Genomic DNA, 24466 nt, shown 5'->3' on the forward strand with positions numbered 1-24466 from the left:
AATAAATCTTTCACGAATCTCATGCTAGGTTTTACAACTCAATATTTGTTTTTTTGATTCAAAACACCGCTTTATAATAAAAAAAAGAATATTACTTACTAAATAGAAAAGGTATTAATAGAACCACTAATACCTTGATCAGATATTATAATAGATTCTAAACCTGTAAATAATATTATCGGAGTGGAAGTTTGTTGTTGAAAAATTCCGTGTGTAATTATAGCCTGTAAATAAAGATATTTTCCATTTAGGGCTAAATTGATAGCCTACCTTAGGGGTTATTCTTATTATATCATTATAAATATTTGCGGCTATTAAATTCCACCAGAACTTCGCACTCATTCCAATATAGAACCCATTAACAAATTGTTTAGGTTCCCTAAATATTTTATACGATAAATCTAATTCATAACTAGCTTTTATTCCAAACGAATATTTATCAATATTTTTAATCCATTGAAGACGCTCAGCAAACTCTAGATTGTGTTTTAAAGTCAACTTCTTATTGTTGGGCCAATACAAAGAATATCCTTGATATGGTGATATCTCATAGGCATTTTCACTGTCTATAAAATCAATAAAATAAAAATCAACACCTCCGTAAACAGTTTCTTTATGTTCAAAATTTTTAAATATGAGATGCTGAAGATTATATGAGATTTCAGAACTAAGGTATAGCTTATTCCAAACCTTTGGGGAAACAGTTTTAGCGCCAATTTTAGCGTAAAAATTTATACTTTCAGAAAGTGGTGTACTTACATTCAGGTCAAACCAAATCTGATTCGTTTTAAACGAATTTAAAGTGCCTTGCGAATACCCTGCATGTACAATAAACAGAACCGATAACAATATTTTAAAACGATTCATAAGATTTTATCAAGTTTTAAAAAATAGAAATCAATTTGGTTGTATCGATTATTAAATAATTTAATCACCGCTAGTATTCTTACAAAAATGTTTCGCTTTATCATATGTAGAAAACAAATAAACTGACCAATTAGACCCTTCCATTAATTTACCATATTCTAACGCCAAATTTCTTACATACTCCATTGTAACCACCAAAGCAATACAAACATTCCTGTTCCATCTACTTGCAGATCTATCTAATACACCAACTATTTTAAGTTCTTTTGGGGTCAATAGCAATTCTGATACCCTACTAAAATCAAAAATTTGATATTCCATTTTATCAAAACGAGCATCACCATACACTTTCTCATTTACCTTTTTAATTTCACTAAAGGTACATGATTCACAAAAGCTTACTTCCAGATTATTCTTTACCCAAGATATTTTTTCAATCATATCGTAACATTATCAAGTGTGCTTTAAAGTATAGTAATAATTCTTCACCTAGGATTAATATCCTTTATTGAAGAAAGAATTTTATTAGAACTTTGTTCAGCTTCTTGCATATGATTGGTTCTTTGTTTCTTAATACTTGATTTAAGTTTATTTAAATCAATCTTTTGCGAGGCTTCTTCAGAATAGGCATTCTTCTTGAGTGTGGTTAACAAGCTATTAAGAGTCTCGTCACCTTGAGAAAATGTATTTAAAGTATTAATTTTATAATTGCTCTTATAATGGTCGAGCCATTGATATAGCGTTCTTAAGATAGGTTTTTCTTTGGACTGCTGCATCACCTGCTTAAACCAAAATACTTCGCTGTTTGTATATTTGGCTCTTCGTCTTTTTAATACTACGAGAATATTTAAGATTGTTTTAATCACTACGTATAGAGCAATGATCCCAATTATTAAAAATTTAACTAGCAAGATCCAATTCTCGTGATTAGCCTCTTCTTTGTTTGATAAAGTTTCCTTTGAAATGATTGGATTAAGTGCGTTTAATGAATCTTTTAGGCTCACTAAACCTGCCAATTCTGCATTTTTATTGATATTGATACTTACAGCGGCAAGTTTCTTTCTATAGAATCTGCTTACATAGGGATTATACCAAGTCAGTTCCACTTCAGGAATAGTAAATTCTCCTTCTCGTTCTAGTAAATAAGAATAGGTATCAATTCGTTTACCATTAACCGACTTTGAGTCGCGTTCATCTATATACTTTGGCTCTGAAGTATAAATATTGCCAAAATCAACATCTTCAACCATAGGTTCATCAATGAATGATGGCAAAGTCCCATGAGCCGAAGTTGTAATTGTTCGTTCTAGAACGTCTCCTACTTTAAGTTGATGAATATCTCTACTCCACTTACTCGAAATACTCGCATTATTAGCTACCAACCAATGTTGACTATCGGCATCTTTAGGAATGGGCTTAACAATTACCTTAATAGCATTTGTTTTTAGGGTTACCAATTTTCCTTTGAAATCACCTTCTGGAGGTGTTTCGGTAATGATACTAAGGGCTGGAAAACTCAACTCTCCATCCCGATATGGAAAAACGATATAATAAAATTCTAAACATGCATATTTCTTTTTATCTACATATTTGATGGCACTTTGTGTTTGCTTAAAAGACTGTACAAATGCACCTTCTACTTGCAAATTCTCAATTTGAAGTGGTTGAGTAAACCAAGTACTTGTGTATACGGTAATCGTCACCTTTAGAGGCTGCTCAATCAATACTGATTGTCTGCTACTTTTAGCCACAGCAAAGGCATTTACATTTTGTGCCTGACTCGCAATGCAGCTCAAAAATAAACTTATTATGATGCCTATTTTTACCATAATCTCTTCGCTGGCTTTTCGTTGGTATAATATTTCTTTTTCTGATATTCAAAACGACGTCTTAAAAACTCCGACGGATCAGCCGATATTTCTCTTAAGAGAACATTTTGTGCGTTATCCACTTTTTGTGCCTGAAAATTTTCTGGTGGAGCTTCCATTTCATCTGCTTTACGCATTCCAGTTTCTTGTTCATCCGTTACTCTATTACCATCTTTGGGCAACTCCTTCACCTCGTTATCTGCTGACAGTTCTTCATCTTTACCTTCCGCCTTCCTCTCTTTTAATTCGCCTAAATCTTTTTTCTCCTCAACTATTGTAATGGCTGAGTCAGGATTCATTTTTGCAATTGAATCCATTTGTGCCACCACACGTTGATTATTCTCCTTGGCATTTTTGATAACCTCATTATTCGGTGCTAATTCTTCTGCCAATAATAATGCCTCTGAAGCTAAATAGTTTTGTCCATTAGCAGCATACGCTAAACTCAAGTTATACATCGATGTTGCATTGGTGTCCAGTTTAAACACCTCAATGGCGGCTTCATAATCTCCTGCCTTGTAAAGCGCAACTCCCTTATGAGTATAGGATTCAAACTTTTGAGATGCTTCAGCATAGTGTTCCTTAGTCATAGCCTTTTGCCCTTGATAATCCTTTGTATACCATAAATCTTCCCAAGTATTTATTTGGCTATTACATGATGAAACAAAGACCAGTAAAACACACCACTGAATCATCCAACCTTTTCTAAACCATAAAACCAGAATAATCATCGCAATCCAAAGCAAAGGAAAACCATTTTCCTCCCATTCTTCTTCGCTCTCTTGTTCAACACTTCTATACTCCAAGTTCTTGCTTATTAATTGGGCTAGATTCTCAACATCTTCATTACCTAAAGTAAGTGGATTAATGTTTATATTTTTGTGCTTTTGTAAGCGGAAAAGTTCGTTCTGATTTAAACGTGAAATAATATACTCCCCGTTTTCTTTGAAGTAAGTTCCTTTTCTAAAACCAGGTATGCGACCTCCCTGAATAGAAGCCATAGTCATGATTTCAATATGATTATCGCTCCTGTCAGCAAAGTTAAGCAAGAGATTACCTTGCTGCGTTTCAATATTATCTGTAACAAGAAGCAAGGTACTGGGCGCATCAACTCTACTAAAAATAGTATCTACCAATGTCAACATATGTGTATAGTTGGTTCCTTGCATAGGCATAATGTATGGCGTTAATGATTGCAACTGATAAGTCAACAACTCATAATCATTACAAGGAGAAATTACGGTATGCGCCGTACCTGAAAAAGCTAAAAGACCTACTTTGGAACCTGGGTTAGCTTTCAATAAATCCTGAATCTTGAACTTAGCTCTTTCCAAACGATTTGGAGAAACATCATCAACCAACATAGATGGGGACAAGTCGAGGGCTATCATTAAGATAGCTTCACTTTTTGCACCTGGCACCTCTACCTTTTTCCAAGTAGGACCTGCCACTGCTAAAATCATTAAAGAAATTGCAAAAGCAAAGGCTAAAAGGGGACCAACAACAGCAAAACGATTACCTTTATTTACCATATATGGTAACAAATTGGATGCAATACTCTTCTTCCACATCTGTTTATCTTTTCCACCAAACCAAACAAATACAAGAACCAGGAGCATGGGAACAAACATCCATAGCCATTGAGGGCGCATAAAATGAAAAAGCTCAGTATTAATATTTATCCAATTCATTTTATTCCTTTTTAAATTGTGACAGGATAACCCGAATGGAAATTAGCACGAGAGACAATACAATGGCAACAACTAATGGATAAAAAAACAAATGCGTAATGGGTTTATAGTCTTCTTCTTCAAACTCCATCGGTTCAAGTGTTTCTAATTCTTCAGATGCCTTCTGCAGTTGCTTTTGATCAATTGCTCTGAAATACTTACCTCCTGTGATTTTACTAATTTCTTTTAGTGTTGCTTCATCTAAATCAGAGTTAGGGGCTTGTGGATCGCCTATCCCCAAAGTATAAATTTTGACACTATCTGCTTTTGCTAAATAGGCTGCATCAATGGGAGACATACCTTTACCGCCATCCTGTCCATCTGTTAAAAGAAGCATCACTTTATTCTCGATGGTATCTTGTTCAAACAGTTTCATGCTCATTCCAATAGCCTTACCTACACTGGTCATCTGTCCCGCCATACCTACGTCTGTTTCTTCCAAAAACCAATTAACCACTTCTAAATCGGTGGTTAATGGAGTTTGAACATAGGCATTGGTTCCAAAAAAAATCAATGCCAATCGGTCGCCATCTCTGGTTTCAATAAAATTTCCTAGTACTTGCTTTACCCCTTCCCAACGTGTATATCTATTTCCATCTACTACCCAATCTTTACTTGCCATACTAAAGGAGATATCCGCTGCAATTACAAAACTACGGGCCGTCTTTACCTTCATCTCAGGTTTACCAACCAATTGGGGTCTGGCAAAAGCAACAATAAATGATATCCAGGTTAGCAAAAGTAAAATCCATTGAAAAAGATTTCGTTTTGAAATCCAAGCACCTATACGTAATTTGTCACCTGTGGCTTCAGCAGCTTGATGAATAAAAGGTACCATCAAAGCCTCAGCCCTACGATGAACTGGCGGAAAAAACCAATATATCAGTATTGGTAAAGGCAGTATCCAAAACACCCATTGATTAGCAAATTCAAACATCGTGCTCATTTATCCAGTTTATACTTTGGCGGTGTAATAATTCTAATTCATTATTAGTAAGCTCAGCTTTATTTCCTTCGTACAAATGCTTTGTGAATATGATTTCAAGCTCATCGGAGAATACAGCTGTATTGGTTTTACTCTTCAAAAATTGAAAAAAAAAGCTTCCATTTATTGAGGCAACTTCCTTTCTTCCATAGGCTGCTATAGCAACACGCTTCAGCAAGAATATTGTATTAAGTATAACAGCACTAATTTCATTATTGCTGTTATTTAAAGCGTTTAATTCGTTTATGGCTACACGTCGGTATTTGTTCTTTTTATATTGATAGCGTTTCCAAATAGCAAATGCCAATAATACAAGAAGTATAAGCAGAAGTAGCATCATCCACCCAGGTGCAGCAAAGCTAAAGGCAATTGCTTCGGGCTCCATTAATTCACCTATGGAAGAGTTGTTTCGTATATTCATCTTCGTCCAAATATGCGTTTGATTTGTTCTACCAATGTTTCATGGGTATTGAATTCCATAAATGGAATCCCATACTTTCTGAAGTATTCAATCGTTTCCTCTCTGTGTTTCCAAGAAATATCCCGAAACTTACTTAGCACTTTCTCTTTGTTTTTAATCATCACCTGAAATTTCCCATCAGAAACCGGAAGGTCATGGCTTGGTAAACTCTGCTCCATTTTATCATTTACCATGACAGCTATTACATCGTTGTGCTGAGCTATGGAAGTTAGATACTTAACACCTTGTTCGTTGATATTGCTGAAATCACTAATCACTACTACGACATAATCGTGAGTGATGACATTTTTTGCTTTAAACAATACCTTGTTAATAATATCTTGCTTGCCTTGCATTCTCTTTCGTTTAACCAAGGCCTGATTTTTTGCCACTATACTTTCAAGCAAATGCATCATGTTGTTTCTGCTTCGCTTAGGTTGGATAGTTTTAAAACTATCATCATCAAACACCAAACCTCCTAAACGGTCGCCCGCTTTTAAAACTTTAAAACCACTAATAGCTGCTACCTGCGCTGCCAAAACAGATTTAACTTTCCCCTCTGAAGCAAAAAACATAGAGGAACTTTGATCCACAATAACAAAACAAGGTCGTTCTTTCTCTTCGTTAAAAACTTTGGTGTGAGTTTGCTTGGTGCGTGCCGTTACTTTCCAATCAATATTACGTATATCATCGCCATACACGTACTTTCGTACTTCAGAAAAATCTAAACCTCGCCCACGTAGCTTTGAGGCATGTTTACCCGACAAAACGCTATGAACAGGTTGATTAGGTAACAAGCTGAAATTACTAGTCAAAAATTCAAGACGCATTAATTCATCCAGTGTGGTCGCTATTTCTTTAGGTAGCTTTTTCATATGATTTATTATAGCACCGCTACTGATCTTAATAGTTCATCAATCACCATATCCGGACTAATGCGTTGTGCATTTGCTTCATAGCTTAATATTAATCGATGACGCAATACTTCATGTATTACATAGCGAATATCATCTGGTTCAATATAGGTTCGTTCATTTAACCAAGCCATCACACGGGCACATTTTTCAAGTGCTATCGTTCCGCGTGGACTAGCACCAAAGTCGATCCACTTATCCAGATCTTCACTGTATTTAGAAGCATTTCGTGTGGCGTTAATCAGATCTACAATATATTTCCGAGAAGCCTTCGACACCTCTACTTGCTTAATCTCTTCTCGTGCTTTAAACACAACTTCTTGTGAAATGGGTTCATTGCTAATAAATTCGCCACGACTTTCAGCACTCACCAATTCTAATATCTTTTCTTCCGATTCACTATCAGGATACTCCATCAGAATTTTCATCAGAAAACGATCCATCTGAGCTTCTGGCAAAGGATAAGTTCCTTCTTGCTCCACTGGATTCTGAGTGGCCATCACCAAGAATAAATCTTCCATTTTATAAGTCTTCCCGGCTACCGTAACCTGACGCTCCTCCATGGCTTCAAGCAAGGCTGCTTGAACTTTTGCTGGCGCTCTATTAATTTCATCTGCCAGAACCAAATTGGCAAATATAGGACCTTTCTTAAACACAAAAGGATCTTTTAATTCGGGCTGAAAAATTTCAGTGCCAGTAATATCAGAAGGCAATAAATCAGGTGTAAACTGAATACGAGACAAGCTGGCCTTCAATTCTTTTGACAAGCTTTTGATAGCTCTGGTTTTAGCTAATCCAGGTAAACCTTCCAAAAGTAAATTACCATCTGCTAAAAAAACCACAAGTATTTTTTCCACTACACCTGCTTGACCAATAATAGATTGATTAATCCGTTTTTGTAATTCTTTAATTTCCTCTAGAGCATTCATATAAATATATTCAATGTCGAATAAAGCGTTTATTTAGAAATAAAATAAAAACAAATAGTTATTCATAAATGCGGTTCTACTCATTTTAAAAAGTCATTCTGCATTGCGAACATCCATTTGCTTCTATCTAAATACAATGAGTCACTTCTCAAATTTCTTTAAAAATTTTTTCACTTGCATTTCGGCTTCTTCAGCTGTTTTACCATACTTTTCTTGGATTTTTCCTTGCAGAATTTTGGCTTCACCATTTACTTTTTCAATATCATTTTTGGTAAACTTTCCCCATTCTTTAATTACTTCTCCTTCTAACTGTTTCCATTTACCTTTTAAAATATCTTCATTCATAATTCTATTTTTTATGTGATTTAACTTCACCTTCATTACATGAATGAAAGTAGATTTTTGTTAACTTTTACTTCGTTATTTTAGCATTCGGTAAACAACCAATACCAAGTGCATATGAGAATAGAAATCAGTTTTTCTTCATTATTGGAGATACAAATCAAAAGGCCTGATTAAAATTAAAATAGATTCCACTTGTCTCTCGCCCTATTCCATAATCAAGACGCATGTGCATTCGAGGTTGAAGTTCAAGTCTATAACCAACACCAAAATTTGGTAGCCATTGATTAGTATTATCTGCTAAGGTGTCAAAATCAAATATGGTACCTGAGCCAGCCCAAACAACAGCTCCATGCTTGCCAACTTCTCCCGATTTGTCCAAAAACATATGGCGATATTCAGCCAAAAAGAAAAACATGCTTTCATCACGAAACCTACCCCATTGGTAACCTCGCAAATCAAATGGTGTTCCTAGTTGGGACATTTCTCCGTAAGGAACATCACCTGCAGCTATCCTTGCCTTTAATTGCCAAGCCAGTGTCATTCCTTCTCTATTAACGGTTTCAAACTGACGATAATCAAGTGAATATATCTGGTATTTATTATCGCCTCCTAATCCTGTAGAGTAAAAGGTGCTTACTAAATCCACTAGCATACCTTCTCTTGAATCAACAGGAATATCTCGAGAATCATACCTTAGCATTAAACCCAAACCAGAATTCAAAGGTTTATCCTTATATTTTATGTAGTTAGGATCCTCCCCAACACCTGCACTAGGGTTGGTTCCTTTTGTATAATTATAATCTACATTAAGTCCAACAAAATAATTCTTCTTGAATTGATAAAGAAAACGTGGGTTAAACCACCACCACTGGCGATTATAGGACGTAGTTTCTTCACCCTTAGGTTTTTCATAGCCATTTTGATAACCAATTCCCCAATAATGGTCTGGCATATCCTTATACCAGAAATCGCCGTAAATTCGTAACTTATCTTCAAACCAATATGAACTTAAAATACCATTTGCAACAACTGCTCCTGTAGTAGTATAAGCTAATGTAACTGGAAACGAAGATCTTTGAATTAAATCATCCGTTGGATTGGTTTTAAAACTCATTAAACCACCAAAAGCTACCAATCCTCCTAGCTCAGGTGTATAACCAGGAGCAACAATTGGGCTAATAATAAATTTTCCTTCAGCCACCTTTTTGTTCCTAATGGAGTCTTTTGCAGCCTTCTTCTGCAGCTTTATGCGTTCCTTATTTGAAACTTCAGTATCCTGTGCAATTAAAACTTGCGACAGGACAAATAGAGTAGTGATTAAAAATATTTTGATTTTCATTATTCAGTCATTAAAATCAAGTATAAAATTATTTCTTCATTGAACATAGGCGTAAAGATTATTTTTCTATAAAACCTTTAACCCCAACTTTAGAAATTATATCCTATGGCTATAGATGTTGAATAAGTACTATGAACATCTTTGTAATCATAAAATATTCCAGGACTTAGAACCCACTTATCTGACAGATGAAAACCATATTCAGTCCCAAATCTTCCTACAAATAGCTGGTGATGCTTGTCCATTTCAATCCCAGCACCAACCATAACACTCCAGTGTTCTATTAGATTATACATAGCGCCGACTACAACTATTGTTGCGTTCTCTCTTATTATGTCCTTTCCCGAAATTAAATAATGATCCAACTCAAAATCTACAACAGCTAACAATTCTAGCTTATGCGATATCTTTCTTATATAGTCTATACCAATGGAGGGTACAAAGTAACCTGGTTCACTCGATGATTCTATTTTTACCCCATCAGGCAAGTAAGCATAACCAAAAGCAACTGATATTGTATTTTTGTTATCATGTAACTCAGTTTGCTCGTGTTCCTGTGCTTGTACGAGTATATTGGAAAAAAAGAATAAACCTAAAATGATATTCCTTATCATATTAAAAGATTTAGATAAATTGGGCTGGAAATAGTATGCCAGCCCAATTATTAGTCACAAATATTAATTCGATTATTTTCCAGATAACTCAGAGCGCAACTGGCTTTTTAGATCTTCAAATTGATTTATTAATTCGCCTTTTATGCCTTTAGCAAGCTTGTTTAATTGCTTAAGCTTTACGGAGTAATAAATAGTGTAAATGCCCATAATAACAAAGGTAATCCCTGTTAATACAACCAATGAAAGCCCTGAAAATAAAGGGTTAACTATCAATAGAAACGAAAATAACAAACCTATAATTCCAATGGCCAAAAGGTTTCCCCACTCCATTACTCCATAATTACGAAGGTCAATAGACATACTGATGGCATAAACAGACCGGTACATTACTGTGAAACCAACAAAGAATGGCAATGTCGTGATAGATATAGCTGGATGAATAAATAACAACACTCCTATGATAACATTTAATAAGCCCATGGAAAGTGTCCATCCCCATCCATCAATCTCTTTTCTGTTTGAAATGGAGAATATGATTTCAGAAATACCCGAAACCAAAAATGACAACGTAAATACTAGTGCCAATGTTAAATATGATTCAAGTGGGGTTGCAAAAACCCAAATGCCAAGTGCTATAAAAACTACACCTGAAATGGTTAATAGATACCAATGCTTAACTGAGTTTTTAGCAACTTTTAAAAAATTTGTCATGATAAACAATTTAATAACGTTAATACTCTACATCTCAGTTACATTCCATGTGGCTGGCTTTTGGGCTGCTGGAAACTCCTTAAACGTTGACTTAAACTCCATTACATAGCTACCTGCCCATCCAAACATAAATATATGACGTGCATACCAATCGTGATATGAGTTTGTTTCGCGAGCTTTCTCAAATGGATCCATTCTTAAATCAAACAACAAAGGTGCTTTTAAAGGTTCTAATTTGTAAACCCATACATCCTGTCCATAATGTTTTTGCTCCATATACATGGCTTTCCATCTATCAGCAAAACGAATGGCAGAGATTTGTGCAGCATCAGTACCATAAATAAAATATTTTCTTGGATTCTCTTCAGTTTCACCACTCCACAATGGTAACATATTGTAACCATCTAAGTGATTTTTAAATGTTTTACCATTAGATTTAAAGTTTCCTGTTTTTAATTTTTCCCCTATTTCAGGATCACCTGCTGCTGCAACCAATGTAGGCACCCAATCGAGATGAGAAGTAACATCATTAATAACAGTTCCTGGTTCAACGCCAAACTTCTTAGGAAATTTAGCCACACATGGAACTCTAAATCCACCTTCCCAGTTAGTAGTTTTTTCATTATTAAACCAAGTTACACCAGCATCTGGCCAAGTTGCTTGATGAACACCATTATCCGTTGTAAAAATTACAATGGTATTCTCATCAACACCTAATTCCTTTAGTTTAGCCGTGAATTGTCCTACAATCCAGTCTAATTTTAACATACCATCTGCATAATCATTTAAACCTGATTTCCCTTTCCATTCTTCACTAACGTGAGTCCAAAAATGCATACCTGTTGTATTCATCCAAGTAAACCACGGAGTTCCTTCATCCGTTTTGTTTTCCATAAATTCAAAAGCAGCTGCCATAAATTCATCATCAACAGTTTCCATGCGCTTCTTGGTTAATGGACCAGTATCTTTTATAGGACCATCAGCAGAAGATTTTATTACGCCTCTAGGTTTGGGTACACGTGCAGCTTCTGCACCGGTAGGCCAGTCTTCATGCTCAGGTTCTTCTTCTGCATTTAAATGATATAGATTTCCGAAAAATTCGTCGAAACCGTGTTTAGTAGGAAGGTATTTATCTTGATCTCCAAAATGGTTCTTACCAAACTGGCCTGTTGCATACCCAAGAGGCTTAAGCAATTCTGCTAGTGTAGCAGTTTCATCTTGTATACCAACATCAGCACCCGGTAGTCCAACCTTAGAAAGACCCGTACGAATAATATGTTGACCGGTAATAAAGGCTGATCTACCAGCAGTACAAGACTGCTCTGCATAATAATCGGTAAACATTAGGCCATCCTTACCAATTTGATCAATATTAGGGGTTTTATACCCCATCATTCCATGTCCGTAAATACTAAGGTTAGGTGCACCAACATCATCACCCATAATTACCAAAATGTTTGGCTTTTTATTCTTTTGCGCAAATCCAGTTAGGGATAAGCAGAATAGTAGTAAAATTAAAGAACTAACTTTTCTCATACGATTGAATTTATATTTATTAAAAAAAGAAACAGTAAGTGCAAGCTTTAAGTATAAACTTGTTTAATGTTATATTAAATATAAGGGATCGTATTTAGTTATGGTTCATAAAGGTTACAATTGCTTATGGATATAGAGTTGTTTTACAAGCTTAACAATCACAAATAGTGGACATTACAAGAATTGTGTCATTTGAAGACATCATTTTCTTTCAGGTAATATTGAAGTGAAATGAGAGAATCCTAATATTAGTGTTCTCTATAATTCATTGGAGATACTCCAGTCCAGCGCTTAAATGCCCGTATAAAATTTGAGTGATTTGCATAACCTAACTCATGAGCTAATTCATTAATGGAGGTTGCTTGATTTTCTATTGATATAATTGCTTTTTTTAAGCGCCAAGTTTCAATTATGGATGCAAATGACCTACCTTCTGCTTGAAGTTTCCTAATCAAACTACGTGAGGAAATGTTCATAACATCAGAAAAATACGAGATATTAGGAATTTGACCTGTTTTTATTGAATTCAAAAGCAGTTCTATTCTCCCCGCTAAGCATGTATCATTTACATTCCATTCTAGTTCTTGCTTTCTATTTACCTTGAACTTTGTTAAATCCGCAGTATTAAAAACAAAGCCAGAATATGGCATATTGTATTTAATATTAACATTTTTACCTAAATCAATGAATGGATCTTCTATAGCAGGTTTTTTAAACTGATAATGTATTTCAATTGGCATCCAATCGTTTCCTGCTGCAACCTGAATACCATCTAAGGTATATAGCATGGATAATTTAATAGCTAACTCACGACCTAATGATGGGCGATTATCTACTTGTAACTGTAAAGTAGAGATAGGTCCCTCAATATTTAAAGTCATAAGCTCATTGCTCATAATTAAGTGATTGAATTGACAAGTTGTTTGTACAATATGTAATAAATCAGGTGTACGAATAATGTCTTGAACATTGTCAGATAAATCATTTATATTGATGGTATCTCTAAAAAAATCCAGAAATTGTACACCCTGAGATTTTTCTATTGTTTCAAATAATGAATACATTAATTCAACAGGAATATAGGTGTTTGCACTAAGTCTATATTTGTTTAAAAAATTAGCCTTAATGTATTTATCAGTACTAACTCCTACAGCATTTAGTTTCTGTATGATAGGGCAAACGTACCCAGCTTCTACAATATGTAAAGCACCCATATTTTTTTATTTAGCTAATATGTAAGTATTGCTTTTGGTACTAATAAGTTGAACAGCTCCTTTAAGCATTTCGATACTGATTTCTTTATAAAAATCAATTACTTCTCCGTCGAGCTGCAATAAGCGAGGGGTATCAAAGGTAATTTTAGCACTTTGCGCAGTAATAACCTGGCTGCTTTGATCGTCCATAAACTGTTCATCAAACTTTGAAAGTCCTGCTTTAATAAGAGATGTGAAATTAATTTGTTCAATCAAAACTATCTCAAACATACCATCCATTGGATTACTTATTTTGTTTAAAGGCACACCTGTTCCATATTTTCGGGCATTACAGATAGCTGTCATTAATACATTGCTCGTCACGGATTTACCATTTGCAGTAACCGTTGCTTTAAATGGCGATAAGGTCTTTAATTCTTCAATAAAATATTTAGCATAGGTGGCCATGCCTCTGTTTTCATCTTTCTCATAGGCTTCAACAATACTTGCATTTAAGCCAACATCGCCAATATGCATAGTATAATGCTCATTGTTAATTAAAAGCATATCCAAGCCACCAATCACATTCGACATAATAATATCTTTTAAAGCTTCCGTAGGATTAAGGTTGACGGATAACTCTACTGCCATACCATTAGCTGAGCCTAAGGGAATAATACCCATGGGTATATTTATGTCGAGTAAAGCTATTGCGGTAAACAAAGTGGTTCCATCTCCTCCAACCGAAATTACTTTATCTGGTTGAAAAAGATGAATCACTTTTCGTACTTTAGCTTCATCGTTATTACCACTTGTTTTAAAAACTTCATGTACAATTCCATAGTTCTCGCAAAGCACTCCGGCTTCCTTCAAAAATGGTTCTTTATCAACTCCTCCCGAAATAGGATTTACTATAAATAATAGTTTCATAATACTCGTTTTAAATGGTCTGAATTAAAAGTATCAAATGGTTTAAAATAGTTGACAGGAACACCTTCCGCCGCCAAACATTCCCAGCTTCTCTGTTGAAGTCTAGTACGAAATGGTTTGACTTGGCGAATAAAAACCATCTTAATTCTGGTCCTATATTTTTTAACTACTTCTAGGTACACATGCATGTCATGCTGGGTGTCATCACCTATTAAAATAAATGTTTTACCTTCTGATTGTTCAATTAATCGACTAATTACATTGAATTTATGCTGCCTAGATTTATTGGGTTTTAATAGTTGGTGCCATTGTAGTAATGGAGTTAAAAACAATACACCTTTAGGTAAATCGTGGTGAGATATTGTATCACAGAGTAAGCTAAAAAGGTTGCGTTCACTTCTAGAAACATAGAAATAATTTGGTGCATATTTCCGTGTAAACTCAAGCAAACCTTTTGTGTAAGATACTGCTTTTCGATTTTTAGTTGTTTTAAATAGAGTAGTTAATATCCGTTTAAAGTGGTTTAAAGTATGGGAAACAAGAATGGTGTCATCAATATCTGAGATAACATCAAATTGGCTCTCTGATACATTAAAAAAAAATGGATAAGACTGTACTATATCCAACACATAATTCCCTCCCGAAATTGTAATTTTAGAACCAGGATCACACGATTCATTAATAGAAAGATTGAACTCGCCTTGCTCGTCTGTTTTGCAATGATAGTTCGAATTATTAATACTTATTTGGATGCTTCTTTGCGAATAAGGCAATATAAAGTAGGATTTAACCGTATTAAAAAAATGTGCTACCATTCCTTTACTTTCACTACCAACTAGTTTCTTTCCAGAACATATCGAACCCTCTAAATAAGTGAGCTTACTGTTAAACTTAATAATTGATAAATGCCAAACAACGAACATATATTAGATAATCGAAGGTAAAACTATAATACAACAGTATCGACTGCTTTGTTTAATGTTGGCTTAACAAGCTCGAGAAAAGAATCTATACCTATTAAAGGAGGAACTTCTATTCCTTTTCCTAAATTTTTATGCGATTGAGACCAAACAATAATTGCATTTCTGGCAATACTAATTTTTTCATCCACCTGACTGTGCCAACGACTTATTTCCTCTTTCATATCCATGTACTCCTTTTTATCATCATCTAACTGACGTAACATCGTATCTATATTAGCAAGACGTTTGAAAAGAAGCTCTTCTGCAGTATCATAATCAGCTTGCTCAAGACTTCTTTCTTTTTTAAGGTATGGAACAATAGAGTGATCTGAAATAATTAAGGAGTCAATATAAGAGGCATCAATGGATTGTGCATAGTAAAGCTGAGTAATCTTTTTCTGAGTTGAATTTTGAAGTTTTTTAAGCGTTATATAATTATCAATAGTTGCTTTCGTATCATTATAGATATTTGCATCAAACGAAACTATAACTTCACCAATCAAGGCTTCTATTTCATCAAGCCGATCAGAAAGAGATAGTACAATTGTATTAATAATAGGGTCAGAAGCTTCAATTCCTTCACGATAAGTCTCAGCCTTTCTTATTTCACCTAAAGAAAATTCCACTTGCGAATAGGACAAACCAATACTATCCATTCTTTCTTTGTGTTTAACACGTTCAAACGCATCACTAAGATATTTTGCTAACTGGTCATTTTTACCATTCTCCGACATACTGGAATTGGAAATAGCAACTAACTGATTAGAATAATATACAATACCTTTTAATGCATGAATTAATGGTAAAGATTTTTGTTTTATCGATGTATAAGCGGTTATGTCTGTATATGTCGATAAACTCTTAAATTGAAAAGGACGACTAATCTTCATGGCTTCATTAAATAATACGTTAGTATTATCAGAAAAGGGTTGCATATCCAATTCTTGTCTTCCTTTAAAAACAGCACATGACTGAGTAAGAATCAGAAAAACAAAAACTACTATCGTTTTAAATTTGATCTCTATCATCATTAATTTTTCATTTGCAAAATTAGGTTTATCAACCAAGCTAAACTGTTTCACAACCTATCGGTAGTTACCTTAGGTTCAATGACGTTAAGTTACTAAACTACTATTATAAATGAAGTGATTTACTTACCTTTTGTTCGATTAATACTTCTAATCAAGGATACACCAAGATAAATAGATGAAACAATTCCAGCAATCCCAGGGAAGGAATAGTTATTAATTATTGGAGGTACCTTTAAAGCCCAAAGTAACGAAGAGCCTAGAAATAATGAAGCTGTGAGCAATCCAAGTACAATACGATTTACGGACTCTTCAAGGTTTCTGTGCTCAAGATTAACCTCAAAATTGTCATTACCTGCTTTTCTAAATAATTTTTCCAAAGCTTTTGGAACCAGATCAACGATACGCTCCCAATGATGTATATTTCTCATCGCTCTTTTTACAAGGGCAGTTGGGGCATAACGACGTTTTAATATTTTATGATGGTAATTTTTAAATAAAACAACAATATTAAAATTAGGGCTTAATAATCTCGAAGAGCCTTCAAGCAGCATAACCACCCGAAAGAGGTTGGACATACTAGCAGGTAGTATCATATGGTATTGATGAATAATTGAAGTACACTCTTCTATTGAGGCACTCATATCAAACTCATTTAAAGGAAGATCAATGTATTTATTAATAAACTCTTCTATCTGACTGCTTAATTCATCGTAATCAATATCTTTGGGTATTGCGCACATATCCAATATAGTATTTTTTATATGCTCAGTATCCTTTTGGGCAACGCCAATAATTAATTCCTCAAGTATATTATTAGTTTTTGCATCAACCTTTGCCACCATCCCACAATCAATAATACCAAGAGAACCATCTTCTCTCACAAATAAATTACCAGGGTGAGGATCGGCATGATAAAAACGATCTCTAAACATCATTTCCATGAAAACATCTGCACTCTCTTCTGCAAAATTTGTTTTGTCTTCTTCTGGCCATTCTAAATCCTCAACTTTAGGCAAGGGCACCCCATCCAAAAAAGACATTGTTAACACCGTTTTACCTGAGTGATTTGTATAAGCCTTAGGGAAAACAACCCTGTCATCATATTCAAAATTTGATGTGAAAAGATTTAAATTTCTCAATTCCTTATTAAAATCCAACTCATCGAGCATACTTTGCTTAAACTGTCGAACAAAAGCAGCTGGCTGAAAGGCTTTAAGAGGTCCTCCATGCCTTTGTGCCATAGAAGCAAGTGATGTAATTATGTCCAAATCAACAAGAATAGTTCTTTCAATATCATGATGCATGACTTTAACAACAACCTCTTCTCCTGTTTTTAGTTTTGCCGTATGCACTTGCGCAATAGATGCTGAAGCAATCGCTTCATTACTAAAGTCATCAAAGAGCTCTTCCACCGATTCTATTCCAAACTCGTCTGTTATCCGTTGATGTACCTTTGTAATATCATCGGCCGGTGTAGATGACTGTAATTTAGAAAGTTCATTAGCTATAGGTTCTCCCACCAAATCAGCTCTGGTACTTAAGATTTGTCCTAGCTTTATAAATGTTGTGCCTAACTCTAAAAATGCCAAACGTATACGTTCTTCGCGCGAATAATCAATCAGTTCGTTATCAGGTAACTTTTTTAACTGTTTCTTTATCCAATCAATATTTGTATTATTCATCCAATCGGCAATTCCATACTTTATGAGTACCGAAACAATTTCTCGTAAGCGAGAATTATTAGTGAGCGGAAGTTTATCCATTAATTATCTATTATAAAACAAGTTGCAATAGGAAAATAAGTAAGGTAAACCTTTTTCGAGAAAGCCTTACCTTACTTCTGAGAAAAAATTAGTTTTTATACGATTCCGTTAGTTCATCATATAATTCTTTCTTAATTGATTCAAGTCTATTCTGATAGTTGGAATAATTATCGTGTACTTCTGTCATTAATTTATTTAGTTTGGTTTTCTTTTTTTGAGAGGCTTCTTCTAACTGCTGCTTTAGTGATTCTAATTTAGCATCACTTTCTTTCTTTTGTTCAAGCAATCGCTTCTCGGTTAAAATACTCAATGCTTCCATTTTTGATTTAACCTTTTCTATTTGGCTTTTCAAAGACGCCTTCATTTCATCATTAGCATCTTTCATTTCATCTTTTAACTCAAGCATTTCTGCTTTCATCTCTTTTGATTCTCTTTCTAGTTGCTCATCAATAATTTCCTTTCGATTCCTTCTAAAAATCATTCCGCTCAACTCTTCGATGCGCGTATCAAGAGGTGTTTCCCAACTCTCTTCAATATTAGCTATTAATGCAACTTTACCTGGCGATAATGCTTCTGATACCTCATTCATAAATTCAACATCAATACCAGATTTGTGTAGATCGGCGATAACACCTGTCATTCCCCCTATTCCTGCGCCTATCAATACACCAACAGGTCCACCAAGCATACCTATTAAACTTCCAGTAAAAAGGCCTATCGAAGTCCCCAAAGGACCGTTTTCTGCAGCTTCTTTTACCTCTACAACATTATCAATACTTTTGGTAACTACGGATGTCGCGTAAACACTAATTGAACCTTCTTTATTTAAATCTTTAAGCGCAGATAATCCTTCATATCCTTGTTTTTCTGTATCAAATACAGACACTATCATTTTATTCATGATTACTTGGTTTTAAGTAAATATTTGACTTTTTATTTATCAAAAAATAAAAGATAAACATGTCTTATTATAAAATCAACATCATGTAATTAATATTTTCATCATCCACCAAAACATTCACATACCACTCTGTTTCATATGAACATACAACATTGTGTCATTTGGCGACATTCTGTTTTAATAATGATAATTTGCCTTATTATTAAAGAATAACGGTTAAAATACAGCACAATTAATATCTTTAACTAAGTTTCATAATTAACAAAACAGTATTCAATTTAAATTGTAATTTTAGATAACAACATTTTATCAGCTCTGCAGTAAATTGAGCTTATTAAAGCCTTTATGTTCCAACGTAAAAACAAATTAGTCAGATGCTGTGTTTAAATGGTCTAACGCTCCATTAAAACACATTGTTTTAAAATCTATAATATGCAGAACAAAACGATAATAATATCTCCCATTTTAAAACTTGCCGGAATAATAATTATTATTGCAGGACTCAAAGTTGCCAATTCTATTTTACTGCCACTTTTGTTAGCCTTATTTGTAAGTATAATCTGTGCACAACCCATATTATGGCTGATTAAAAAAAAGATTCCTAATTGGCTATCTATACTAATAGTATTATCTGGCTTATTAATTATTCTAATCGTATTAGCAAGTATAATAGGTAATTCACTTTCGCAGTTTACATCTAAACTTCCAAAGTATGAAGAAGGTCTAAATAATATATTAATATCATTAAGCCATCGGTTTAACTTTATAGAAAGTGGGATAAGTTTTGATCAGATAATTGAACAAATAGATACCAGTAAAGTACTACAGTTTTCTAGTAATCTACTTGGTCAATTAGGTAATTTAATGTCAAACTCATTTGTAATTTTACTGGTAACCATATTTATTCTTGCAGAAATGAATGTGGCCAACGTAAAAACCAAATTGTTAGAACAAGAATTTAGCCAATCGCTTGATTACTTAAATGAAGTAGGTAGAAAAATAAGACATTATTTATCGTTAAAAACGCTCATTAGTTTAATTACTGGTATATTAATTACCATTTGGTTGTTAATATTTAAAGTTGAATATGCAATACTATGGGGTGTGATAGCTTTTCTTCTAAATTATATTCCGAATATTGGTTCAATTATTGCCGCCGTACCAACTATGCTATTGGCATTAGTTGACATAGGATTTTCTGGCTTTTTATGGACTGGAGTAGGCTATCTACTTGTAAATGTTTTAATGGGAAGTATTATTGAACCTAAGCTTATGGGTAGAGGTTTGGGATTATCTACCTTAGTAGTATTTATATCGCTCATTTTTTGGGGGTACATTTTTGGTGGTGTTGGAATGTTTTTGTCTATACCAATTACTATTTCGTTTAAAATAATACTCGAAAAAAATGAAAATACAAAATGGATATCACTACTTCTTTCCTCTGGTGAAGAAGTAGATAAAATGTTAAAAGCAAACACTAAAAACTAAACTTTAAAGTGATTTGCCAATTCAGATAGAACCTAAATACAAACCCTTACTTTGTGCAATCTCATAGGCAAAAATCAAGATGGATTACAAATGTCTTTCTTCAACAATAATTTTAATCAATGTACCTTCAGGAAGAATTGCATCAGTATTACGACCATTAATCAATGCTATTAAGTCAGATTTTAAAAAACTATTATGACGTTTGCATAATGTATCAAAACTATCCCCATGTTTACTTTTAACAACGCGTATTACTTTCTTGGTTATTTTATTCTTTTCAACATCTGTAAGTCTATGAATGCTTAATACTGACTCTTTCAGTTTATCTTCTGCCGCTTTGGGGCCAATTCCTATTATCTTAAACATATGATTATCCATATTCATCCAAAGTGTATGAATATACATGTCTTTACTTCCTGAATTATCCTGATAAGAAACCAAATAACCTTTATAATCATTTATCTTATAATAGTCTGAAAATAAAGGCTTAACGTCATTATTTTTCTCAATGCCACGTATAAACTCAAGAGCCAATGTTTTGGGCGATTTAGACGCATCATCCATACCTAAAAATAAAGCTGCACTTTGATCTTTATTCATCCCATTCACCGAAGTTGGTTGGTTCTCGGTATGCCAATCATCAGGAAATTGAAAAGAAAAATTTAATATAGGGTGGATGAAAGTGTTGTTTTCAAAAAATCCTTTATCTGGGTTTGCACCAAATAGTAATGAGTTTAACGGTTGAGGAAAATCATTTGATATTTTTTCATTGCTCTCCCAATTTAATTTTGCTGAAGTCTTAGATATACTTTCTAATCTATCAGGAGTATATGGATGATCATTAAAATAACCTTTCTTCTCTTTTTGTTTAGTTAAGATTTCTATTGATTTGGACAGTCGTGTTAAAATAGATTTCATTGCATCAGGATCATATCCAGCTTTAGAGGCTAGAGTAACCCCTTCTTCATCCGATTCTTTTTCATGCGATCGACTATAAGAAGCCAGTAAAAGAGTATTACTTGTTGCAATAGGGGCAGTTAATATTCTACCTACATCTTCATTAATCACTTGTCCAACTATTCGTCCTGGCAATTCGAGCAATTTAGGTATTATACTATTACCTAATTGTTTCACGGAGTGCCGATTTTGAGCATGTATAATTTCATGCGCCATAACACATGCTAACTCATCTTCACTAACTATTATTGATAAAATACCTCTAGTTACATAGATATATCCACCTGGCGTGGCAAATGCATTGGGTATAGGGTCATCAACAACATGAAATTGATATTCAAATAAAGGATTATCTAAGTGAGAGACTAGACGTTGACCAATGGCAGAAATATAGTTTGATAGACTTTCATGATCATAAATACCCATTTCGGCTTCAACCGATTTTGCACTCTCTGCCCCAAGCCTTTTATCAATTTCTATACTTTGCGAATAGAGACTAGTTGTAGAAAAATATAATAATATTATATAGAATATAAGTGTTTTCATAAATGAAGGTCTAAGTAATAAATGAGTAGTTTAAACATTTAAACACCTTTTTATAACGAATGTTCAGTATACCTATTACTGGTAAATCGGTGTTCGTCATCACTTGTCAGCAAAAAAACACGCCAAGCCTTTACTGCACTTGTTTTACTTCATTTTAAAAAGCTAAAAACAAAAGCAGTAAAGCCCGTCATTAGAAATCCGTTTGAACATCTCCGTAAACTCCGGGCTCAATCGTCTTTTCTATTTCCGGGTGCACCAGGTGCAGCTAAACCATGCATAGCCTGGTTGTCATGCTTTTTGCGTTCCGCCCTCTTCCTCACGGTAGCTCACTTGTATTTTCAAGCCTTTCGTATGCACTTCAATACTTAAAAATACAACCGCTGCCCATATTAGGCTCGCCTGCGCTCGCCAGTTGCTGCGCTTGTCACACTTTTTGCAATGGCCACTTACCTGCAAACACCTCTCAATATACTAATTCTGCTGGTGCGTGAGTCCTCTCGCGTTCCTAACCTAATTTACATGAGTTAGTTTATACCTAATAATAGCCCTTCCAATGCGCTTATTTGCATTTTTATTGATAACTGTTTTCTCATCAACCGGTATTTTCAGTAACCCACAAAAGCAAAATGCATTCACTCCCGAGCATCCTAATGGTAGTTTTAATAAGTCGGTATTAGGAGGATCCACTCCCTTCATCCATTTTACTTTCCTTTGCCATCCCTCGCAAAAAATCCGCCAAGCTTGTGTTGGGTGCTAATCACTTATTAACGATATCACTATACAATAATATCACATGGTATTACCCGATACTTTTTTCATTTCATTAACCGCCCCCAACATATGCCATCCCTCTGTATTCGTACCTCATCCTCTCAGTTTGCCACAGCTGGCTCAACTCGCAGGCGGCTCGCACTACGTTCCCTTCGCTTCGGTGCAATACGCCATTTTACAAATGCCTGCTTGCTCCTTCGCCCTGCCGCTAGCTGTAGGCACCTTTACCAAACTGTTCTTATCTGTGAAAAACTATTCCAGGGAATACTAATGGGCTTTCAAAAGTTAATTTGAAAGAATAAAAAGTAAAGGCCGTGCATAGTTTGGATGAAATTAAATTTCTTGCATCCAAAGCCTTGACTATTTTTATTCTTTCTGAAATAAAGGGTTGTTTACGCCCGTTAGTAAGCTCCTTATCCATTGTCCTCGAAAGAAATATTCGCCCATTAAAAAAGGCCCCTGATTTCTCAGAGACCTCACAACAACCAACCATAAGTAGGGAACCAACCTACTTTTTTTTAACCAAACCAACTAAATATCTTAATAGCATTGAAACGACAAAACTAACTACAGTTCCAATAATGGCATAAACTATGGTTTCCATGATGTTTTCTAGAGCCACGCTTTTAAATAAGCTAACCAGGCACCCTCCTAAAAAACCCGCTTTCCCATCTTGTTGAACCTGTTCCATTTTTGTAATCTTTTAAATCAAACCCCAAACCAATGACCATCGACTAGTAAACTATTGACCAATGACTATTGACTAATATTAAGGCATATCAACAGCTACCATGGCCAATGATCTGCTATCTTTATTGTTGATTATATAAAGCTCACCATTTACAGTTTGATAGTACTCTATACCCAATACCACAAACACAGGCTGGGTACTATTGGCCGAAATGGACGCGTTAGTATCAATCGTAGAAGCTACTTTCGAAGCAATATCAATAGCTGCAGATTGAACAACATCTACTTCAAATTCCGAATTGCTAAAGTCAACCCCTGCAACACCTACTGTTAAACGAGCTTGTGTAGCTCCTTCAACCTGCTCTAATTCCATACTCGGATCAAAAAATTCTACAGAAACCTGTGCCTGACCAGTAGCTCTATCAAAAGAAACTGTGTAAGTAGCTTTAATAACCTCATCCAAACCTGTTTCTCCATTAAACTCAAATCCTTGGAGCAAATTCAAATCTCCATCAATCACATTTCTTTCACCTCTACCATTAGTGGTATCCGCCTGCACTACTTTCAACATCGCAGTAGTCAAACGACTAGCCACCTTCTTATCTGCCGACTGTGAAATAGGAGCCTTAAAAACACCTCTTAAAAGCTTACTCGCTTTTCCTGCTGCACCAAATTCAGCACCATTCTCTCTGGTCCTCGCGAATGCCGGATCATTTTTGATTCTATCACCATCCACACCACCTTTTGCTCGTGCCAGGTATTCGCCACCACTCTTGTAAAACGACAAATCGCCAATGCGACCTTCTAACTTAATAATTCCTTTTTGCCTTGCCATAACACACATTTTTAATGAACAATAGCAATGTAACGACTGTGATTCCACTAAAACAAATGAAGGTGTCCCAAGTGTCCTATATTGGATTCTTTGACACTAAA

24 protein-coding genes are annotated in these 24466 nt (G+C 34.7%); 1 reads left to right on the plus strand and 23 read right to left on the minus strand.

What is annotated here, in order from left to right; translation table 11 throughout:
• Positions 1-138 precede the first annotated feature (138 nt).
• The 19 genes from A8L32_RS19845 to A8L32_RS19935 all read right to left on the minus strand — a co-directional run bounded on the left by A8L32_RS19845 (position 139) and on the right by A8L32_RS19935 (position 19078).
• Entirely contained in the window at positions 139-867 is a 729-nt protein-coding gene (locus A8L32_RS19845; RefSeq protein WP_075591336.1) for a DUF2490 domain-containing protein, read from the minus strand.
• 60 nt (positions 868-927) lie between these two features.
• Positions 928-1308: a hypothetical protein gene (locus tag A8L32_RS19850; protein ID WP_075591337.1), complete on the minus strand. Its 381-nt coding sequence runs from the start codon at positions 1306-1308 to the stop codon at positions 928-930.
• A 44-nt stretch (positions 1309-1352) separates the two neighbouring features.
• Positions 1353-2663 carry a BatD family protein gene (locus A8L32_RS19855; protein ID WP_158027267.1) on the minus strand — a complete coding sequence of 437 codons (1311 nt, stop codon included), beginning with the start codon at positions 2661-2663 and terminating at the stop codon, positions 1353-1355.
• 26 nt (positions 2664-2689) lie between these two features.
• Positions 2690-4426, minus strand: coding sequence for a VWA domain-containing protein (locus A8L32_RS19860; protein ID WP_075591339.1), 1737 nt, complete (start codon positions 4424-4426; stop codon positions 2690-2692).
• A gap of 1 nt (position 4427) precedes the next feature.
• Positions 4428-5411: a vWA domain-containing protein gene (locus A8L32_RS19865; RefSeq protein WP_075591340.1), complete on the minus strand. Its 984-nt coding sequence runs from the start codon at positions 5409-5411 to the stop codon at positions 4428-4430.
• Positions 5395-5871 (minus strand): DUF4381 domain-containing protein, encoded by a 477-nt coding sequence (locus A8L32_RS19870; RefSeq protein ID WP_075591341.1) that lies wholly within the window; start codon positions 5869-5871, stop codon positions 5395-5397. The genes A8L32_RS19865 and A8L32_RS19870 overlap by 17 nt, the downstream gene beginning before the upstream one ends.
• Positions 5868-6785, minus strand: a complete 918-nt coding sequence (locus A8L32_RS19875; protein ID WP_075591342.1) for a DUF58 domain-containing protein — start codon at positions 6783-6785, stop codon at positions 5868-5870. Before A8L32_RS19875 ends, A8L32_RS19870 begins: the two co-directional genes overlap by 4 nt.
• An 8-nt stretch (positions 6786-6793) precedes the next feature.
• Positions 6794-7753, minus strand: a complete 960-nt coding sequence (locus A8L32_RS19880; RefSeq protein ID WP_075591343.1) for an AAA family ATPase — start codon at positions 7751-7753, stop codon at positions 6794-6796.
• A gap of 141 nt (positions 7754-7894) precedes the next feature.
• Complete coding sequence (locus A8L32_RS19885; RefSeq protein WP_075591344.1) at positions 7895-8098, minus strand: CsbD family protein; 204 nt, start codon at positions 8096-8098, stop codon at positions 7895-7897.
• Positions 8099-8255: 157 nt separating this feature from the next.
• Positions 8256-9437, minus strand: a complete 1182-nt coding sequence (locus tag A8L32_RS19890) for a BamA/TamA family outer membrane protein (protein ID WP_075591345.1) — start codon at positions 9435-9437, stop codon at positions 8256-8258.
• 89 nt (positions 9438-9526) lie between these two features.
• Positions 9527-10051, minus strand: a complete 525-nt coding sequence (locus tag A8L32_RS19895; protein ID WP_075591346.1) for a hypothetical protein — start codon at positions 10049-10051, stop codon at positions 9527-9529.
• Positions 10052-10123: 72 nt separating this feature from the next.
• A complete protein-coding gene (locus A8L32_RS19900; RefSeq protein WP_075591347.1) occupies positions 10124-10762 on the minus strand; it encodes an HdeD family acid-resistance protein in 639 nt (212 codons plus the stop codon).
• Between the two features lie 27 nt (positions 10763-10789).
• On the minus strand, positions 10790-12298 hold the full coding sequence (locus tag A8L32_RS19905; RefSeq protein WP_075591348.1) for an arylsulfatase: 1509 nt from the start codon (positions 12296-12298) through the stop codon (positions 10790-10792).
• 248 nt (positions 12299-12546) lie between these two features.
• Positions 12547-13512: a helix-turn-helix domain-containing protein gene (locus tag A8L32_RS19910; RefSeq protein ID WP_075591349.1), complete on the minus strand. Its 966-nt coding sequence runs from the start codon at positions 13510-13512 to the stop codon at positions 12547-12549.
• 6 nt (positions 13513-13518) lie between these two features.
• A complete protein-coding gene (locus tag A8L32_RS19915) occupies positions 13519-14421 on the minus strand; it encodes a diacylglycerol/lipid kinase family protein (RefSeq protein WP_075591350.1) in 903 nt (300 codons plus the stop codon).
• Positions 14418-15236 carry a phosphatase domain-containing protein gene (locus A8L32_RS19920; RefSeq protein ID WP_158027268.1) on the minus strand — a complete coding sequence of 273 codons (819 nt, stop codon included), beginning with the start codon at positions 15234-15236 and terminating at the stop codon, positions 14418-14420. Before A8L32_RS19920 ends, A8L32_RS19915 begins: the two co-directional genes overlap by 4 nt.
• A 131-nt stretch (positions 15237-15367) precedes the next feature.
• Entirely contained in the window at positions 15368-16465 is a 1098-nt protein-coding gene (locus A8L32_RS19925) for a hypothetical protein (protein ID WP_143525178.1), read from the minus strand.
• Between the two features lie 68 nt (positions 16466-16533).
• A complete protein-coding gene (locus A8L32_RS19930; protein WP_075591353.1) occupies positions 16534-18177 on the minus strand; it encodes an ABC1 kinase family protein in 1644 nt (547 codons plus the stop codon).
• 88 nt (positions 18178-18265) lie between these two features.
• Positions 18266-19078, minus strand: a complete 813-nt coding sequence (locus A8L32_RS19935) for a DUF1269 domain-containing protein (RefSeq protein WP_075591354.1) — start codon at positions 19076-19078, stop codon at positions 18266-18268.
• Positions 19079-19510: 432 nt separating this feature from the next.
• Here A8L32_RS19935 and A8L32_RS19940 point away from each other — a divergent pair, with 432 nt between their 5' ends.
• The gene (locus tag A8L32_RS19940; RefSeq protein ID WP_075591355.1) at positions 19511-20566 is read left to right on the plus strand and encodes an AI-2E family transporter; all 1056 of its coding nucleotides are present in this window, start codon (positions 19511-19513) and stop codon (positions 20564-20566) included.
• A gap of 84 nt (positions 20567-20650) precedes the next feature.
• Here the strand turns inward: A8L32_RS19940 and A8L32_RS19945 are convergent, their stop codons facing one another.
• From A8L32_RS19945 to A8L32_RS19965, 4 genes are all read right to left on the minus strand, one after another.
• Positions 20651-22069, minus strand: coding sequence for a M48 family metalloprotease (locus tag A8L32_RS19945; RefSeq protein WP_075591356.1), 1419 nt, complete (start codon positions 22067-22069; stop codon positions 20651-20653).
• A gap of 510 nt (positions 22070-22579) precedes the next feature.
• Complete coding sequence (locus A8L32_RS19950) at positions 22580-22765, minus strand: hypothetical protein (protein ID WP_075591357.1); 186 nt, start codon at positions 22763-22765, stop codon at positions 22580-22582.
• A 583-nt stretch (positions 22766-23348) separates the two neighbouring features.
• On the minus strand, positions 23349-23531 hold the full coding sequence (locus tag A8L32_RS19960; protein ID WP_075591359.1) for a hypothetical protein: 183 nt from the start codon (positions 23529-23531) through the stop codon (positions 23349-23351).
• A 78-nt stretch (positions 23532-23609) separates the two neighbouring features.
• Positions 23610-24365 (minus strand): hypothetical protein, encoded by a 756-nt coding sequence (locus A8L32_RS19965; RefSeq protein ID WP_075591360.1) that lies wholly within the window; start codon positions 24363-24365, stop codon positions 23610-23612.
• Between the last annotated feature and the right edge of the window lie 101 nt (positions 24366-24466).

This window comes from Labilibacter marinus (genome assembly GCF_001659685.2).
GTDB lineage: Bacteria > Bacteroidota > Bacteroidia > Bacteroidales > Marinilabiliaceae > Saccharicrinis > Saccharicrinis marinus.